The sequence below is a fragment of the Acidithiobacillus thiooxidans ATCC 19377 genome, assembly GCF_009662475.1.
Lineage (GTDB): Bacteria > Pseudomonadota > Gammaproteobacteria > Acidithiobacillales > Acidithiobacillaceae > Acidithiobacillus > Acidithiobacillus thiooxidans.
Map to the genome: position 1 here is coordinate 2179107 of NZ_CP045571.1, position 17788 is coordinate 2196894.

A 17788-nucleotide genomic window follows, 5' to 3' on the forward strand; every position below is an offset into this window, starting at 1 on the left:
GGCGATCGTGGGCACCCCTGGAGAGGGAACATTTTGGTCGTTGTGATTTTAAGCACGGGTGGTCACGATGGGTCAACTTTGGGGGCGGTGCCGGGGTCCCGGTGACGGCGTAAGGATTCGCCTTTCAGCTCCAGGCGGTGGGCACTGTGCAGCAGGCGATCCAGGACGGCATCGGCCACGGTGGGCTCGCCCAGATAGTCATGCCAATGGTTGACCGGTAGCTGGCTGGTAATCAGGGTGGCCTTCTGGTTCACCCGGTCATCGAGGATTTCCAGCAGGTCACGGACCGCTTCTCCGCGCATGGGCGCCAGGCCCCAGTCATCCAGAATCAGCAGGTCCACCTTGGCCAGGGTGTTCAGGTAGCGCCCGAAGCTGCCGTCCCCATGGCGGGTCTGCAGTTCTTCAAACAGCCGGGGGAGACGGAGATAGCGGACACTCAGTCCCTGTCGGCAGGCCTGCTGTCCCAGGGCACAGGCCAGCCAGGTTTTGCCGGTACCGGTGGCACCGGTGATCAGGAGGTTCTGGCCCTGACGGATCCAGGTATTCTGGATCAGGGAGAGCATACGGGCGCGTTCCAGGCCGCGCGAAGCACGGTAGTCGATGTCTTCTACACAGGCGTTGTGCTTGAGGTGGGCGAGCTTCAGTAGGCGCGTCAGGCGGCGCTGGTCGCGTGCACTGAGTTCCCGGTCCAGCAGCAGGCCCAGGCGCTCCTCAAAGGGGAGATCCTGGACCTGGGGCAGCAGGGATTGTTCTTCCAGGGCTTCGGCCATGGCGGTGAGATTCAGTTGCCGTAAGGTGTGCAGGGTGGGTTGGTATAACATGAGAGACTCCTTGTAAATCACTGGTAGTAGTGGGGGCCACGGATATTGTCGTGGGTCGGGAGGGGGGTCGTGGGAGAGGGGCTCTCCTGAACTTGATCCATCCCCTGCTTCAGGATGGACTGGATGCTCCGGGTCGTCGGAGAACCGATCTTCAGCGCCCGGGCACAGGCGGCATCGAGGCGTTCCTTGCCATAGCGCCGGGAGTAGCTGAGCAGGCCCAGACAGGATCGGTAGCCTTGTTCGGGATGGGCGCGCCGCGCCAGTTGCCAGCGCACTACGTCCCGGGTCGCAGGGCCAATGGACAGGGCCCAATTCAGGAGCCGTCCCGGGGACCATTCCCGGTGTTGCTGGTAGGCTTTGGGCAGGTGTTCCGGGACGGTGCTGTAACGCCCTTGCAGAGTCTGGCGGGGATGGCTGGCCACCCGCTGTTGCTGGTGGAAGATTTCTACCGTCCGGGCACTGACCCGCAGGTCAACCCGCACACTGACCAGACGATAGGGTACCGAGTAAAAATGCCCCTGATAGGCCACATGGGAGTCGATACTCACCTTGGCGCTTTTCCAGAGCGCATACACATAGTCCTGTGCGGGCAAGGGCTGTAGGGCGGGCCGGTCCAAGGATTCAAAGACGCTTTGGCGGCTGCCGGGCAGGCGCTTGAAGGGCCGTTGATTGAGGTCCTCCAGCAGGCGGCGGATCTCCCTGTTGAGCTCCATCAGCGAGAAGAACTGGAAGTGGCGTAGACGCGCCAGAATCCAGCGCTCCACCACTTGTACGCCGACCTCGACCTTCGCCTTGTCCTGGGGTTTGTAGGGGCGTGTCGGAAGCACTACGGTCCCGTAATGGGTGGCCAGATCCCGATAGCTGCGGTTGATCTCGGGTTCATAGCGGGAGGCCTTGGTGACCGCCGCCTTGAGATTGTCGGGGACCAGGAGAGTCGGCACTCCGCCGAAGTACCGGAAGGCCCGGACATGGGAGCCCAGGAAGTCCGGCAGACTCTGGCTCCAGGTGGCCTCGCAGTAGGTATAGCTGGAAGCCCCCAGCACCGCCACAAAAATCTGCGCCTGCCGGATCTCGCCGGTGCCCGGGTCCACGACCGCAACCGTAGGCCCGGCATAATCAATGAAGAGTTTTTCGCCCGCCACATGCTGTTGCCGCATGCTGGTTTTGAGGCGGGCTTTCCAGCTACGGTAATGGACACAGAACTGCGCATACTGATAGGTGCGCTCATCCGGATGGGTGGCTACATACTCCTCCCAGAGCAGTTGCAGGGTCACGCCCTTGCGCCGTAACTCCGTATGGATCTGCGCCAGGTCGGGCGGGACCGGCCGGGACGCCGGGAGGGGCTGGCGGCGCGGGTTCAGCCGCTGTTCTACCTCCACGACCGTCAGCCCCTCCGACAGCGGCCAGCCGATCCGGGCTTCCGTCGCCCGTTGCAGATACTTGCCCACGGCCCCCTTGGACAGCCCGCAGGCCCGGGCTATTTGCCGCTGGCTACAGCCGGCGGCATGTAATCGCAGGATCTCGATAATCGCTTTCATGGTCATCCTCGGTGTGGGCATGCTGGATCTCCTCTAAAAAAGACCCAGAATGCCGCTCAAGCCAATGAATGACCAAAATGTTTTTTACTCCACAGACGAATTTCCGCAGGCCATTCTGGCATCGTGGGCACCGATTCTGGAAAATCGTGCAAACTGCCCACGATCCGCCAGAATCATTGCCCACCATCGCCCAGAATCACCGCCCACGATCATTCAGAATGACTGCCCACGATGGGCCAGAATACGCATTAAAGCTCCCTGCTACCCATTGCACCGCTGGTCTCGTTACTCGGAATGGCTCAACTTATTGCCCTCTGCACTAACCGAGACTGTCTCGTGTTCTCCAGGCACCACATGCTGCTCCACGAAATGCGCATCTTTCTCCCTGCTATCAATCCATTCCATGGCACGCTCATGCAACGGCTTCTGCTCCGGCTTCGGCTGCGCTTCTCCTCTCATTGCATCTGCAGTCTCGGTGCCAGATGCAGGTCCGGTGCTGGACGCAGTCCTATCAGACGATTTCATCCGCGCGAGTTGCCGACGGATGGATTCTGTTTCCGCCTCTGTTACCGGCGCTGGCGAAGCCGGGCTGTTGCTGGACGCATTCCCGGTGTCCGCCATGCCGCTGTCGGCAAGTCCATTGCCCATGCCGCCAGCGCCGCCACCGGCTGTTTCAGCCGCATTTCCAGCGGCAGCGCCCATCTCCCCGGCGCCACCCACGCCACCACTGGCCGCCACCGCTTCCGATGCGGTCATGGCACCGCTGGCACCACCCGCAGCCAGGGCCGCTCCACCGGTAGCCAGGACCGCTGCTCCACCCGCAGCCAATGCCGCACCACCAACTGCCGCACCCATAAGTTCTCCACCGCCCAGGCTCGACGATCCCGACAGCACACTCGCCGCAATGCCCGGCAGTTTCTTGGTGAGCCAGCCCACGAGCAGGAAGAAGACCAAAATTTCGCCATAGAGCTCGAACAATCCGGCCAGGTGCGTACCGGATTCGAGGCCCAGCCCGGAATTCTTCATCAGGAGTTCTATGCTTTGCGGTATTTCCTTGGTAATAAAGCCCATCCAGAGCGTCAATACCAGCAGGCGGACGCCCACGGAAAGGGCATACTTGATGAATCCGTCAGCATGCTGCACCGTCCAGCGACTGCCCGAAAAGCCCAGCAGGATGGCACCGATGCTGCCTACCAGCATGGCTTCAAGCTGGACGGTAAAGAACTCGATGACCATGTACACCACGATGAACAGCATGACCAGCGCCGTAAAGAGTCCCAGCAGGTCGCCCAGCAATCCGGAAATCATGATCGATCCGACATGGCTGATATCGTAAAGGAAGCCATGTGACTTGGCGTCATAGGGACCCTGGAGCAGTTCTGTCCAGATTTTCATCATTTCGCCGAGCAGGGAAGACGCCGTGACATTGACGGCCCCGCCCGCCTCCACGCCAGTCTGCTCGAAACCTCCATATATCCAGTGCAGGAACTGCTGGCTGTGCAGCAGGAGCGTGTACCAGAAACCAATCGTGATGAGTTTCTTGACAAAGGATGTGAGAATCTCATGCACGTCCTTGCCACCGATCATCCACTGAGCCACCAGGTATACGAAATCGATCCCGAAGAGCGTAAAGAAAATTTCCTCCGACACAATTAGGATTTTACCATACCAACCCGTCACCACTTGACTGAATGCCGACAGGATGCCAGAAGTGGCCCCCGTCGCGGCATCCGCAGGCAGTGCGGCAAACAGGAGCAGTACCCCGACGATCAGGGCGATGGCCGGGATTTTCTGGTTTCCTGTCCTGCCGCGCATGGTTTTCTCCTTACCAGCTGAAATGGGGCAAATGTGGTGAATTCTTGTCGATGGCTGCGGCCTGTGCGTTTTCACAATCGGTAGCCTGGGACCGGCTGAGATGCTTCAGATTGCACCATGCATTGGCACGCTTCAGGGCCTTGGGATGCTTCACATAATAAGCTTCGGAATGCACCTTGACCTTTTCTATCGTGGAAGAAGAACAACCGGCGAGCGCAAAGACCGCGAGACAGAGAACGAACAGTTTCCAGATATGCATGACAATCTCCTAAAAGTGATGGAACCCTCCTATGCACCTGCGGTCTCGTCACCAACTGAAACTGGGCAAATGATAGGTTGGCGTCTGCCCGGTTCCATTGAGGTCATTATTCATTTTCTGATTGACCTCTTTCTGCTCCTCCTGCTGCATGAGCTGTTTCTTCCGCCAGGCAGCCTGCATGGTCTGGTACTGTTGCGTCGTCTGCTGCAGTTGCACCATGGCGGAATTCGTCGCCTGTCCCACTTCCGTTGCCGCCTGCAAAATGGCGTTGCGCGAATTGGGGTTCTGCATGGCCTTGTCCACTGCCTGTTGCGCCTGCGCCTGGGTCTGGAACTCGTTGGGGTTCAGATTCGCTGACTTCAGGGCTGTATCGATGGCCTTGTTCAGCCCTTCGGTAATGCTCTCATATTGCTGTGTGTACTCCGCCGTGATCTGCGGATTGAACGTGGCGTGCAGATTCTGGAACTGGTTGGCGATATTCGCTCCCGCCGTGCTCAGGGCTTCCGCCTGCTGCACCACCCCATAAAGCTGATCAACAGGTTGCATAATCTGGTTTAACATGGTCTGCGGCAGCGTCACCATGTTCTGGATCATGTTCTCGTAACGCTGGATCATGTTGACCAGCTGTTCCGACTGCGTGACTTTCGACTGGATCAGTGTCACTTCCTGCACGATCTGTTCGGGCATCGTCGCGCCACCCGTCAAGGTGCCTGCAAAAGCAGAAACCGGCGAAAGCATCAAAGCTATCGCCAGAAAGATTTTTTTGTGATTAGTTTGCATGTTGCACCTCGGCCATGATTTGTTGCACCTGTTGACTGTATAGCGTCAAAGGTTGGCGGAGAGGTTGCATATACTGAGCCAGCGGCTGCATATCCGATGCCAAAGCCTTCACCAGTTGCATGCGGGTGTCATCCCCGAAGCCGTCCACAGGAACAATGCCCGCACTGCCGCTGAACGGACCTGGAACAGAATAGGTACTGCCCCCCTCAACGGACTGCACCACCTGTGCCATGCTTGGCGAATCGGCCAGCATTTGCTGCACATTGCTGTTTACCGGGCCAGAAAGGTTGTACATAGGGACATTGCCAGTACCAGTCGGGCACACGTCGATTAAACGCGCCAGACCTCTGACCGGTTCGACGGCCCAGCCAATCGGCGCGCCATCATTGAGACCGGCGATATACTGAACAGCAGACAGATCGGGGACATTACCAACACCTGCTTGCCAGTGCTGGATTGGCAGAGGATGCAATGTAGTTCCCGGCGACAGGGCAGCAGCCACCTGATCCCCTGTCGTGCTCAATAAAGACATGAGCGTATTCAGGGAAGCGTTCATCGGGCCTTTCTGTGCGTTGATCTGATCGACAATGGCCATATTGCCTACCTTGGCCTGCTGCACCTCATAATCCGCCAGTTGCGTCTGAAAATCCGCCGTAATTGTCTGGATGGCATAGGCTTCCGCTTCTGCATCACCAAAGATATTGAGGCCACCCGTCACTAGCTGGTTCGTCACCGTATCCCAATGGATATTGTGGCATTGTTCCTCACCACCCATGGGCGTGCTGACTACTGGACCCGGACCTGCCCATTCCTGAGCCGCATAAGGGGCCAGTGCCGCATAACCGGATGCCGCGTTTTCCAGCGTGGTCCAGTTCTGTGCCATGCTCTGGATGGCCGCAGCGTCAGACTGCATGCCCTGCAAGGGACTTGCGCCCTGCAAGGGGGTACCCGCAACGGACAGCACAGGAATGCACGTCAACATCATTAAAACCAACAACTTTTTCTTCATTTTTATGCCTTTTGCTGTGCTACGATCCAGTTACGGACCACCTCGACATGCTTGACCAATTCCCTGCGGGTGGCATGCAGTCTCACCATGTGACTTGCGGCAGGGGGTGTTACGCGCATCTGGCTTGCCGTGTTCTGGACCGCAAAATTCAAAGCCTGAACCCGCTGCATCAACTGGTGCCGGTTGCCCCCTGAATGGACATCATTCAGAACCGCCTGAGCCATCCTGACTTCCTGCTGCAACTGTTCTTGCACGGGAAAATTGCTGACCGGGCCGCCCGCAAAAGCCAGAGTGGAAACAGACAACAAAACAACAAACGCACTGATTCTTTGGATAGATTTCATTTTTTCAACCCCCTCTCAAAACTTACCCGTGAAAAGACCGTTCAATGAACGCGATGACATCTCCCCATTCCCGCAGCACGGGCGCAGGCAACCGTTCCCGAAGCCAGGCAACGGGCCATGCACGGCCCAGTGTCTCCCGCAGTTCTGCTACCCGTTTCACCGCCTTGGGATCGGATACCCCGCAGAACGCCAGGGTGATGGGTCCCATGGCAAAGCTCACCAGCCGGTGGCCCAATGGCGAATGAATGTAATAGTCCTGCTTCGGTATAGCCGACTGGAGCAGTTCAATCTGTCGGTCTGACAGCCCGAAATTGTGGTACATAGGCTTTAGTTGCTGACTGCCTGCTTCCCGGTTCGGCAGAAAGACCTTGGTTGGGCACGACTCCATAAGCACCGGAAGCAACGGACTGCCCTGCAGGTCGGCCAGCGACTGCGTGGCAAACACCACCACGGCGTTTTTCTTTCGCAGGACTTTCAGCCATTCGCGGATCTTCGCTAGGAATTGCGGGTTGTCGATCAGTGTCCATGCCTCGTCCATGACGATCAGCGTAGGGCTGCCGTCCAACATCTTTTCGATCCGGTAAAAGAGATAGAGCAGAAGCGGCACTACCAGCTGCTTGCCGGTCTCCCCCTGGGGCAGACTGTCCATCTCGAAAGTGAGAAAGCGGGATGACAGGTCCAGACCATCCTGACGGGCATCCAGGATATCACCGTACTTGCCGGTACCCGTGTAGACGCTCACCGCTGCTTTCAGGTGCTCATCCTGCAACAGGTGCATAACATCCGTCAGTGATCGCCCCGACTCACGGGCAAGGCCATCCACGGCGTCGTTGATGGTTTTGCGCTCCCGTACCGTCATCGTGACGCCCTGGACAATGGCCAGTGCCTCCAGCCAGTCCTTGGCGAACACCCGGTCCATTTCCGCATCGACACGTTCCAGGGGTGCAAAGGACAATCCGCTGTACTCCCCCCCCAGGTCATAGTGCTGACCTCCGACGGCTTCCGTCAGCGCGAACAGCGAGCGGCCCTTGTCAAACGCGATGACGCGGGCGTTTTGGTAGCGTAACCATTGGGCGGCAAGCAGGGCGAGCAGACTGCTCTTACCCGCGCCCGTTGGCCCCGCAAGCAGACTGTGCCCCACGTCCCCCACATGCAGGTTGAAACGGAACGGCGTACTCCCCGATGTCTGGGCAAGGACCAGGCAGGGCGCGGGCTGGGAACCGATCCGGATCAATGGACTCGGGCATTCCGGGTCGCCTGCCCACACCCCTGTTTTGGGTGAGAGATCCGCAAAGTTCAGGCTGTGAATGGGTGCCCTGCGGACATTCTCCCAGGTGTGGCCCGGCAGACTGCCGAAAAACGCTTCCACTGCGTTGACCGTCTCCCGCTTGGGCACGAAACCCACCGTCGAAAGCAGGTTCATCACCATGCGGGAGCGTTCTTCCAGCGTCTTGGCGTCCCGATGACGCAGGATCACCGTCGCCGTGAAAAACCCCATCAGGATGGCGCCACTCGAAATGTCGGCATCAACCAGGGCGGTTTCTGACTCCATCCCCGCCTTGAACCGGTCCTGCCGGTCGGCGCGCATCTGGCCATGGCTCATGGCTCCGGAAATGTAATCCCGCAGTGTGTACTTGGAGCTCGCCCACTTCTCCCGGACTTTGGCCACAAGCTTTTTGGAATCCACAGAATCCAGCAGAATGAAGCGGGTCGTGTAGCGCAGCGGAAAGGGCAGATTGTGCAGATGCTCCAGCATCTCCGGACGGGTGAGGTCCGGATAGCCCAGAAAGGTCAGTACCGAAATCGATTCACCATCCAGGGCGGGCTCCAGACCCGCCACGAACTCGTGATGCCCGAGCAGTACGTCCAGATATGCCGGAATCGTGGGTGCGTGGACTGGATGGGATTTTCCGGTCAGACACTCGTGGTAATGCGTCAACAGCCCTGTATCATCGAGCGGAGTAATGGCGTACTGCCGGGAGAGAATCCCCAATGCCATATTCAGACTATCCTCAAACTTCTTGAGCAGCGTATCAAAAGAGTCCGAAACGATCCCCTTGCGACTCTCCACGAACAGATGCCCGGCCGAGACTTCTGATTCAGGGGGGGTGTTCCAGGTGAACACGAAATAATACCGGCTCTGAAACCTGCGCCCTTCCCGCTCGAAGGCGCGGCGACGCTCGTTATCAATGAGCATCGATACAGGATCCGGGAAAAAGCACTGGTCTTCCGGCACGTAGCCATCGGCGGATTCCCGGATGGCAGTCGTCTGTACTGTCCATCCGGTGCCCAGACGGGTAACCGCAGCATTCAGCACTGCTGACAGACGGTTGATGTCGTCCGCCGACAGACTTTCCAGGTCCTGTCCGAAAAACCGGACAGCAGACAGAAAAGCCCCGTCCTTGGTGAGCAGCACCGCGCAGGGCCGGTTCAGTACCAGCACACGGCCTGCCAGGATAGCCGGATTCAGCAGGTCCGGCAGAGACAGGTTCTTACTCCGGAATTCCCGCAGGTTCAGCATGTTTTCTATCCTTTTTCGCGAAACGGGAAAGTATCTGGTTCCAGATAGATGCCTGCTGGCTCTTCTCCACCGGAATCTCCCGGACCGGCGCATCGAGCGAGGGCGCATCCGGGTAATAGTCCTGCCACTTCCTGGCCCGGAACACGATACTGATCATCTGCGGGTCCTGTCTGGCCAGAATGCGCAACACCGTCTGCACGGCAGTAAATGTCAGGACGCCCGCGATGATGCCGGGAATGGAAAGCGTCAGGAAATAAATCGTGATCGCCGCCCCGCCATTGAGCAGTGTGGCTGATCGCTCACCGCCCATCAGCAAGTGCGGCCGCACCATGCTCTGGTACAGCCGCGTGCTGCGGGTTTCCTGGCTCAATCAGGCCCCCAGGAGATGCAGAAATGGCGCCATCAACGCCACATGCCCGCCCAGAGTGGCAGCGGAAATGCCAGCCTGCTGGCCAAACCATCCGTACTGACTGATCATGAATCCACCACCCGCCGCCGTGCCGATGCCGACGGCGGACTTGCCGTAGTCATGCTTGAAGGCGTGGACGGCGCCATAGCCAATGCCGCCCGCAATGCCCACCGAGCCGATGAACGGCATGAAGTTGCTCTGGATGAAGTTGCTGATCTTGCCGAATGGTCCGCCGCTGGATGCCATGGCCGTTTCCAGCCCCAGAACCCCGAACAGGGCCAGACCAAACAGCACCTGATTCCGCAGACGATGCGGATGTTTTTGCACTACAACGATTTTTTCTGCCATGGGAAACCTCCTGAAATGCTGTCCCAGGGGTATAGCAGCGCGTTCTGGAGATATTGCCTTAGCGCAATGGGGCGTTGTGTACCTTCACCGAATGCAGGCGCACGGTCATCGTGCCCTGGATATAGGGAATCACGGCCAGATCACGCAACAGTTCAAGGGCTGGAACAGGCTTCCCGAAGGGAACTCCCGCGCCATACAGCGCATAATCCGGTCCCTGAAAATCCAGACGAAGCGAAAGTCTGCGACAAATCCACTGCAATGCCTGCCGCTCGCTGGATGCCGTTTCCGTCGGCAAGGAAAGCCGCATGGCGAATTCCCGTGGCAGTCTTGCAGACGGCAGTCTTGCCGGGGGCAGTCCTGCAGAAGGCGAAGGGCTTGCAGCCTGCGAAGGGATTGCTCCCCGCAAGGGGCTTGCGGACAGCGGTATCCCCGCAGGGGGCTTGCGCCCTGCTAAGGGATTGCTCCCCGCAGGGGACTGCAAGGGGCGAACCATGGCGGGCGGAGACGGTGGATCGGCAAGTTCCGGGGATATGGCATACCACATGGTGTTTAATCCTGTTTGTCCATAAAGAGAATATCGGTAATCCGGCGGCCTGCCGGAACAGACGCATCCCGCGCAATCTGGATGATGACATCGACCGCTTCGTGGATGAGTGGCATCTGCGACGGCACACCCGCTTCCTGGCAGAGTTGGTCCAGACGGGTAAGCGCTGCTTGCGTGCTGTTGGCGTGTAAAGTAGCCAGTCCGCCGGGGTGCCCGGTATTCCATGCTTTCAGCAAAGCCAGAGCCGCACCATCGCGCACCTCACCGACGAAAATCCGGTCGGGCCGGTACCGTAGCGTGAGTTTCAGCAAGCGGGTCATGTCAATGTCGGTGTCCGCATCGGTCAGCATCTGCACGGTATTTGGCGCATTGCAGACGATTTCCCGTGTGTCCTCGATGATGACGATCCGCTGATCCAGTCCGGCACGACAGGCTATGGTGTCGGATACGGCATTAAGAAGGGTGGTTTTGCCCGACCCGGTGCCACCACTCACCAGGATATTTTTTCGGTTTTCCACGGCTTCAATGATCTTGTCGTACTGTTCACCGGTGATAATGGCGTTGTTCCGGTAATCTTCGAGCGTGTAAATCTTCCTCGCCGGCAAACGAATCGAAAAAGTCGGTCTCGGCATGAGCGGCGGAATGGCTCCTGCAAAACGCGCACGCAGGAACTCATCGGGCATCGCACCCTCAACAATGGGCTTGTCGCGTGTGACGGTAGTCCCACGGAAATCGGCCATCAGTGCCAGCAGGTTCAGGGCCTTGGACGCGGATAAATCCGTCAGGTGCGTGATCCCCTGCCCATGTCGTTCCACCAAAACCCGTCCATCATCGTTGAGCATGATTTCCACGGCAGCAGGGTCTCCAAAGACTGCACAGATATCCGCACCGAGAATCCGGCGCATCTGCTCGATAAGTCGCCCATGGGCTTCGACCTGTGCGCGGTCCATGGTGATCGGATCAGCCATTCTGGACGGGTTCCAGCTTCTTTTGCAGGAGTTCGGCGATCTTTTTCAGCGCCCGGGGCCGGTCCCCGTCGAATCCGGCATCGGCCACCTGCTTCAGGAACCGCTCATAGCGGGTAAGCGCCGAGGATTGCACCGCCTCGGCCTCGTCCAGGACGGGTTCGGGCAGGTGGATCAGCATGAGCTTGACGAAGAGATCCAGCATGGCCGCCACCGTGTCCAGCTCCGCCTGGACGGCCTCCACGTCCCCACGCACGGCCAGCATGGTGGCCGCAATCCGCCGCTCAAAGCCATCCATCGGACTACCTTCCGCCTGTTCCGCCGTCTCGATGCCCCGCATGGCATAGTCGGCGATCAGTGCGGCCTTTGAAACGCTCCGCTCCCGCGCTTCCTGCTCAATTCGGTCCCCATAGCGGCCCGTCAGTTTCACTGTTCCTGTTGCGCTCATCTCCTGCAGTCCTTAGCGATCCTCGTTGTTGAGGTATAGCAAGGACTGGTGCGGATCTTCGGAAAGATGGATGGACCGGTGACGGGCCATGGCCATCTCCTGATCATGCTTGAATGGTCAGGTATAGCCCGGGGGGTTATGGTATAGATTGCTGTTTAATTTAGTTATGTGATTGGTCAAAGGAGGAACATCCACCATGCCCAAACAGGAATTGGTAAGGAGAGTAAGAGGTTGGTGGAATCATTTTTCAACACCCGCCCCAATCCCAAGACCGGCGAGATGGTTCCAATAACTGCAAGGCGGGTGGTGACGTACCGGGCCAGCCACCTGCTGAAAGAAGCTTGTCTTGTCGTTGGATAGTGATTTGCGGCGCATCTACCCGAGAAGATCGGGTTCGATGTGGCACTGCATATAGCTTTTGTTATGACGTGCGAATCAGATATCTCCGTAAATCCACATTAAATTTTTGCGCGCGTTAGAAACGTCTTCGTTTTCCATAAATGTTTTAAAAAGATCACACAACCCATCATATTCTTCTTTCTCCATAAACACCCTGCATCCACCAACAGAAATGAAGAATGTGCTCATTTGCGGAGAAGCGCTGTTAATCGTATATTGGCAATGGAATCTACCGACAACCGCTTCCATAACACCGTCTTGCCTTGCCGACATAAGTGCCGCAATAAAATCATCAATTTCTGGTGTATTGTTGAGAGAGAACACTACGTTTCTTCCTCGCAACTCAACAGCACAGCTCAATCCGTTTTCCGACAGCATCGGGGTTATCCAGAATGATTCGTTAATAACGTCCTGTATCATCTTTGGTTCAGCAAAATCACCCTCAATTTTTACTGCCGTAGAGCCATTCTTTATATAATACACCCTCAGTAGAAACAGGATCATGTTTCCAATAAACGGTCGTATTGCGTCATTAAGTTTGCATATTGACAACTCTGGCTCATCCCGCGAAGCAACCTCAAAGCACCTTGCAGCCATCTCTGCGGAAGTCGGGTGTACATAATCCGCTCCGAATATTTCGTTAACAATGTAATGAACATGTTTATCTATTGATGACTCAAACGGTCGACCTTGTCGGCCAAGGCAACCATGATAATAGTGGTCGAGACGATTTGCTTCCTCAGTCATGGGTTTGGTAGCATCCCTTAACTTGATCATTTCATTGAATGCCAGCAAATTCGATACGATGGAAAAGTTCTTGATGCGCTTATATTTTGAGAGCTTGTGCGAGTAAGCACTATGGCACTCGTTCGCGACATACATAATCTCAGCTCGGCTAAACTGCGAGCTCGTTTTGACCTTGCTTACCAGTCTCTCAAGAGATGCACGGTTGTCTCGCTGAAGTTCTTCGTACTCTTTCATCGTATTAACTCCATCAAGGCCAAAGGTTTTTTCCATACTCAGTCGAACCAAATCGCTTGCAGTCTGTTTGTTCGACACGAGCCGTCTAATTGAATCCAGAAGATAGTTTGGAATTCTGACGCTAAAATTCTTCATCTTAAACAGATCATCACTTCCCAACGATGGTCGAGCACCATCCTCTGTGCCGAGATCATCATTTTCACCGTGTATCATGGTAACCACCTCCACAATAGCAAAGAACATTGTGTATTATTGTTACGGTAATACGCGGCACTGTCAACAAGAATATCCTCGCGTCCGCTGACCGACGTCTCCCGCAACTTCGACAAAGATGCCGCACTCACGGTAGGTCTGGATCACCCGTGGAAATTGTGCCGCACCTTCTTATGGGAAGTGCCGAATCGTCAACAACGAGTGTTATAATCTATTCTGCGAAAGACAATCGCGCATGCCCATAGGGCCGAGGAGGGCAATACAAAATAAGGTTCCTCGTCATTTCAAGTGGGTAGCCTGAGATCCAGCTTACCCAAGATCAGGTAGGCCATATTGATAAAGTTCTTGTGGGTACGGTAACCCCGAGCTTTCGCCTTGGCGGATTGAATGAGGCTGTTAAAACCTTCCAGAATTCCATTGGTGATCTGGCTCTCAAACCAGTGGAGCACACCATCCCAATGATTCATGATGGTGTAGGCAACCTTGACGATAGGCGGCAGATCGCTGGTCTTGGCGTTTTCCAACCAGGCTTTCAAGAGGGTAGCACCCTGATGGCGATTCTTGATCGTGAAGATGTCCTGAAAGGTCAGGCGGAATTGGTAGGCCTGCGCCGTCTTGAGGTTCTGGTCTTTGAGTAATGCCTGCAGCTTTTCTTTCTGCTTCACCTTGAGTTTCCGTTCATTCTTGAGCCAGAGCCAGCGGGTCTTTTTGAGGTCTGGCTGGGTAAATGCTTCGCTCCTGCGTACCGCGTCCACGGCCTCGTTGACGAGCTTCATGAGGTGGAAACGATCAAAGGTCACCTGGGCGTTGGGAAGATGCTCTTTAGCCCCTTTCTGGAAGGCGGGAGACAAGTCCATGCTGACGTCCGTGACAGCTTCTGCGCTGCCCCCATGGGCTTCAAGGTCTGTGGCAAATCGCGCAAAAGTGGAGACGTCCTTACCGGGGGTGGCAAACAGCAGTCGCCTAGCTTCCAGATCTACGAAGAGCGTGATGTAGTCATGGCCGCGCCGACTGCTGGTTTCATCGACGCCGACGGCATGGACATGGGCCATATCCACTCTGGTACGGGCTTCGGGCACATAGTGGTCAATCACCCGCCACAGGAGCGTGTCGGTCTCGCCGATCAGGCGGGCTACTGTCAATACCGGCATCTCCCGCACCAGGGTCATGATCAGCGCTTCAAAGAGCAGGGTGAAACGCGAGCCTTCCCGCGCCCAGGGAACAGGGATCTGATGCACCCCATGTTCCGGGCACATCACACGGGGTACGCGGGCGTGGAGATAGGCTTCATGCTGAAAGAAATCCATGTGCCGCCAAGTATGTTCACGGGTGTCATGTACCGGACACTCCTCACCACAGACGGGGCAAGCAAAGCGACTGCCCTTGGGAAAGTTGATGTGCAGATCCAGGCGCTTCTCCTCCACTTGGAAGGTCACATCGTCCACCAACCACGGCGGTACCAACCCTAACGCGAGAGAAAACAGCTCTTCTGGGACCATCAGCTAACTCCTATTCGGGACACAACTGCTCCGCTGCATTGTAAACCCTACCCACTCGATCTGACGAAGAGCCCAAAATAATCTTTAAAATTTCCAATGGAATCAGTTAAAACATATGGCTCGAACACCAGCCACTATTCTTGGCCGGTTGCGCCAAAAAAGAAGGACCCTACGGAGAGAGCATTCTGGAGAACCGTCGTTGTATTTGACCAAAGCAGTTTTATCCTGATAAGTTTCGCAATCAAAGCCGCCGACCGCCCATACCATAACGAAAACATGTAATGACTGTTTCCATCATCGTTCCCTGCCATAATGAATCGGGCAACCTGAAAATCCTTTATGAGCGGGTGAGTGGCATTATGGATGCCTGCGGAGAACCGTGGGGAATGGTCTGTGTGAACGATGGCAGCATAGATGACACCCTTCTTCAGCTTATTGAGTTGCATCAGCAGGATTCGCGCATTCAGGTCATAGATTTATCCCGAAACTTCGGAAAAGAAGCGGCATTGACGGCCGGACTGGATGCTGCCCGGGGTGATGCCGCCATTCCCTTGGATGCAGACCTGCAAGATCCTCCAGAGCTCATCCCTGAACTGCTTGCCCAATGGCGCGATGGTTATGATGTGGTCAATGCCGTACGTCTATCCAGAGAGGGGGAATCCTGGCTCAAACGCGCTTCAGCCCACTTTTTTTACCGGGTGATCAATCGGATGAGCGTCGTAGATATTCCCGCTGACACGGGTGACTTCCGGCTTTTGTCGCGTCCGGTACTGGATGCCTTACAAAGCCTCCAAGAACGTCGTCGCTTCATGAAAGGACTGTTTGCCTGGGTGGGTTTCCGCAGCACCAATGTTTACTACCACCGTGCGCCGCGACATAGTGGCAAAACCACCTGGAATTACTGGAAACTCTGGAATTTTGCCGTCGAAGGAATCACCTCATTCAGCCAGGTGCCCTTGCAGCTCGCCGCTTATCTGGGTTTTATCGTCTCCGGTCTGTCCTTCATTTATGCTTTATGGCTGATTATCAGCACCCTAGTTTATGGTAATCCTGTCAAGGGATATCCCTCCATGATGGTCACCCTCCTGTTTTTGGGGGGCGTGCAATTGATGGCGCTGGGTGTCATAGGTGAATATCTGGGAAGAATTTACGAAGAAAGTAAGCATCGGCCAGTTTATTTAGTCAGGAAGGTGTGGGGAAAAATTAGGGATAGAGAGCGAAATGATTAAGCATTGGCTTATGTGGGGGTTGTTTGCTGTACTTTCGGTTGCAGCACTCATCAGTAGTCTGGGTACAGCGTTTCAGACGCTTCCTTTGAATCCCGACATGGCGGAAATGGCGCTAATCTATCAAGGTATCGTCCACCACGGTTGGCGTTTCCCATTTACCTGGCGATTCAACCAAGATAACCAGTTTCTGAGCCTGCTTCCTTTTGCTCTTATATTCTATGCTTTGGTCGGAGTTTCCGGGGCTTCGATCGTCATTCAGGGTTGGCTTATTTTTGTTGTGAATGCCATGTTGTCCGGTTTAGTTGTTAAAACAGTAACAAGGTCCTGGATGTGGGGATATTTGGCATGGTTAATTGCACTGCTGGCAGGACCTATGGCCATAGGTCAGCCTGGGATACTTGCCTATCCTGTATCTCATAATGCGGTCTGGATGTTTGGATTAATTGGCATTATTGCACTTTTAAGATATATAATTGATAAGCCAAGGTGGGCATTCCCTACAATGCTGGTATGTGTTTTTACGGGGACGGTATCAGATCCGTGGTTCCAGGCTGCTTACACACTTCCCATAATATTTCTTTTGTGGAAGGCACCAGCCCTATTTTCAAGAGACAAAAGCGATTTTAGAATAGCCATTAAATGGATCGTAGCAGCTTATGTGGTAGGAAGAATAACTTATTTTATATTTGCAGATTTCAATATTTTCTCGCAGCAATCCATATCGTTTGCATCACCTTCAATAATGTTGAAGCATCTTATCCTGCTAACTAAGGGTATTGGTACCTATCTATGTCTTTATCCACTGCCAACCAATTTTATCTCATTAGTTGTGTGGTTTATTTTTATATTTTCTGTTCTTGTTGTTTTTTGTTTTGCTATAATTTATAGAAAATTATTACCAGCAAGTTTTATTATAGTTATTCTATTCGCGTTTTATTCGTCAGCTTTAATGTCTATTTTATTCGTCGTGACAAATTTTGCAACAGGCGGATGGGCAATTGAATATTTAATAAACATATTTTATCTTTTTATCTTATCATTGCTAGCGATTGCATATGTATTCGAATCGATGAATTTTTCGGCACGCATTTTCACGCGCGCTTCCGTCATAGCATACCTTGTTCTTTCTATGACGTTAATTGTTAATGGTGATTTTAGATTCTCTCCAAATTGGGGGGAAACAAAAAAAGTTGTATACTTTTTGGTAAAAAACCACCTATATTTTGGATATGGGTCTTACTTCGGCGCACAATCACCATTGTTCGCCCTGGCTAGCGATGGCGCAATAACAGGAAGACATATGGGATCAAATATGGGGCTGCCAATAATCCAGATGGGTAATGGAGACAAAGGTTTCTGGTACAGCGACCCATCAAAAGAAACTACACCTCAATTTATCATATTTTCCAAAGCAGACAGCGAGCTGATTTCGATCACAAAAAAATATATTGGGCCGCCAAACCGTGTCATATATTTCCTGAATTACACAATATTCATCTATGATAGAAATTTATTGCCGCACCTATTGGCTAATCGTTGGCTGTCTAATAACAGGTGGCGGCAAATGAATATCGAAAGAAATGTAAAAGGAATCAACAAAGTTTGCCGGAGTCTCAACATAAACCCTCTGCCCATAGAGCATGCCTACATAGAGTTTGCACACTAA

General features: G+C 54.8%; 19 protein-coding genes. 4 read left to right on the forward strand and 15 right to left on the reverse strand.

Translation table 11 applies throughout. From position 1 onward, the window contains the following. Nucleotides 1–62 precede the first annotated feature (62 nt). The 11 genes from istB to GCD22_RS11530 all read right to left on the reverse strand — a co-directional run bounded on the left by istB (nucleotide 63) and on the right by GCD22_RS11530 (nucleotide 10151). Nucleotides 63–821, reverse strand: a complete 759-nt coding sequence (gene istB / locus GCD22_RS11480; RefSeq protein ID WP_065975116.1) for an IS21-like element helper ATPase IstB — start codon at nucleotides 819–821, stop codon at nucleotides 63–65. Nucleotides 822–838: 17 nt separating this feature from the next. After that, nucleotides 839–2359, reverse strand: coding sequence for an IS21 family transposase (istA, locus tag GCD22_RS11485; protein ID WP_070114524.1), 1521 nt, complete (start codon nucleotides 2357–2359; stop codon nucleotides 839–841). Between the two features lie 285 nt (nucleotides 2360–2644). Beyond that, on the reverse strand, nucleotides 2645–4174 hold the full coding sequence (trbL, locus tag GCD22_RS11490) for a P-type conjugative transfer protein TrbL (RefSeq protein WP_065974895.1): 1530 nt from the start codon (nucleotides 4172–4174) through the stop codon (nucleotides 2645–2647). A 10-nt stretch (nucleotides 4175–4184) separates the two neighbouring features. Further along, a complete protein-coding gene (locus tag GCD22_RS11495) occupies nucleotides 4185–4433 on the reverse strand; it encodes an EexN family lipoprotein (RefSeq protein WP_031568898.1) in 249 nt (82 codons plus the stop codon). A 48-nt stretch (nucleotides 4434–4481) separates the two neighbouring features. Then, on the reverse strand, nucleotides 4482–5213 hold the full coding sequence (locus tag GCD22_RS11500; RefSeq protein WP_065974894.1) for a TrbJ/VirB5 family protein: 732 nt from the start codon (nucleotides 5211–5213) through the stop codon (nucleotides 4482–4484). Continuing rightward, nucleotides 5203–6222 carry a hypothetical protein gene (locus tag GCD22_RS11505; RefSeq protein WP_226856143.1) on the reverse strand — a complete coding sequence of 340 codons (1020 nt, stop codon included), beginning with the start codon at nucleotides 6220–6222 and terminating at the stop codon, nucleotides 5203–5205. Before GCD22_RS11505 ends, GCD22_RS11500 begins: the two co-directional genes overlap by 11 nt. 2 nt (nucleotides 6223–6224) lie before the next feature. Continuing rightward, a complete protein-coding gene (locus GCD22_RS11510; RefSeq protein ID WP_031568892.1) occupies nucleotides 6225–6566 on the reverse strand; it encodes a hypothetical protein in 342 nt (113 codons plus the stop codon). 22 nt (nucleotides 6567–6588) lie between these two features. Next, on the reverse strand, nucleotides 6589–9087 hold the full coding sequence (locus GCD22_RS11515; RefSeq protein ID WP_065980358.1) for a VirB4 family type IV secretion/conjugal transfer ATPase: 2499 nt from the start codon (nucleotides 9085–9087) through the stop codon (nucleotides 6589–6591). Then, the gene (locus GCD22_RS11520) at nucleotides 9059–9457 is read right to left on the reverse strand and encodes a VirB3 family type IV secretion system protein (RefSeq protein ID WP_139112214.1); all 399 of its coding nucleotides are present in this window, start codon (nucleotides 9455–9457) and stop codon (nucleotides 9059–9061) included. Before GCD22_RS11520 ends, GCD22_RS11515 begins: the two co-directional genes overlap by 29 nt. Next, the gene (locus tag GCD22_RS11525) at nucleotides 9458–9844 is read right to left on the reverse strand and encodes a hypothetical protein (RefSeq protein WP_031568882.1); all 387 of its coding nucleotides are present in this window, start codon (nucleotides 9842–9844) and stop codon (nucleotides 9458–9460) included. Nucleotides 9845–9902: 58 nt separating this feature from the next. Next, nucleotides 9903–10151, reverse strand: coding sequence for a hypothetical protein (locus GCD22_RS11530; RefSeq protein ID WP_031568880.1), 249 nt, complete (start codon nucleotides 10149–10151; stop codon nucleotides 9903–9905). Here GCD22_RS11530 and GCD22_RS11535 point away from each other — a divergent pair. Further along, on the forward strand, nucleotides 10150–10413 hold the full coding sequence (locus GCD22_RS11535) for a hypothetical protein (RefSeq protein WP_031568877.1): 264 nt from the start codon (nucleotides 10150–10152) through the stop codon (nucleotides 10411–10413). The two genes, GCD22_RS11530 and GCD22_RS11535, sit on opposite strands and share 2 nt — an antisense overlap. On the opposite strand, the gene trbB is transcribed toward GCD22_RS11535, so the two are convergent. Next, entirely contained in the window at nucleotides 10394–11356 is a 963-nt protein-coding gene (trbB, locus tag GCD22_RS11540) for a P-type conjugative transfer ATPase TrbB (protein WP_226856144.1), read from the reverse strand. The genes GCD22_RS11535 and trbB overlap by 20 nt on opposite strands. After that, nucleotides 11349–11801 carry a hypothetical protein gene (locus tag GCD22_RS11545; RefSeq protein WP_031568874.1) on the reverse strand — a complete coding sequence of 151 codons (453 nt, stop codon included), beginning with the start codon at nucleotides 11799–11801 and terminating at the stop codon, nucleotides 11349–11351. Before GCD22_RS11545 ends, trbB begins: the two co-directional genes overlap by 8 nt. 234 nt (nucleotides 11802–12035) lie before the next feature. Between GCD22_RS11545 and GCD22_RS18760 the strand changes: the two genes are divergently transcribed. Then, nucleotides 12036–12161, forward strand: coding sequence for an HU family DNA-binding protein (locus GCD22_RS18760; protein WP_404813606.1), 126 nt, complete (start codon nucleotides 12036–12038; stop codon nucleotides 12159–12161). A 75-nt stretch (nucleotides 12162–12236) separates the two neighbouring features. Here GCD22_RS18760 and GCD22_RS11555 read toward each other — a convergent pair whose 3' ends face one another. After that, nucleotides 12237–13394, reverse strand: a complete 1158-nt coding sequence (locus GCD22_RS11555) for a hypothetical protein (protein ID WP_031568871.1) — start codon at nucleotides 13392–13394, stop codon at nucleotides 12237–12239. Between the two features lie 284 nt (nucleotides 13395–13678). After that, nucleotides 13679–14893, reverse strand: a complete 1215-nt coding sequence (locus GCD22_RS11560) for an ISL3 family transposase (protein WP_065973572.1) — start codon at nucleotides 14891–14893, stop codon at nucleotides 13679–13681. 281 nt (nucleotides 14894–15174) lie between these two features. Between GCD22_RS11560 and GCD22_RS11565 the strand changes: the two genes are divergently transcribed. Both GCD22_RS11565 and GCD22_RS11570 read left to right on the forward strand, forming a co-directional pair. Beyond that, complete coding sequence (locus GCD22_RS11565; protein WP_153940787.1) at nucleotides 15175–16122, forward strand: glycosyltransferase family 2 protein; 948 nt, start codon at nucleotides 15175–15177, stop codon at nucleotides 16120–16122. Further along, nucleotides 16115–17788, forward strand: a complete 1674-nt coding sequence (locus tag GCD22_RS11570) for a hypothetical protein (RefSeq protein WP_153940788.1) — start codon at nucleotides 16115–16117, stop codon at nucleotides 17786–17788. The genes GCD22_RS11565 and GCD22_RS11570 overlap by 8 nt, the downstream gene beginning before the upstream one ends.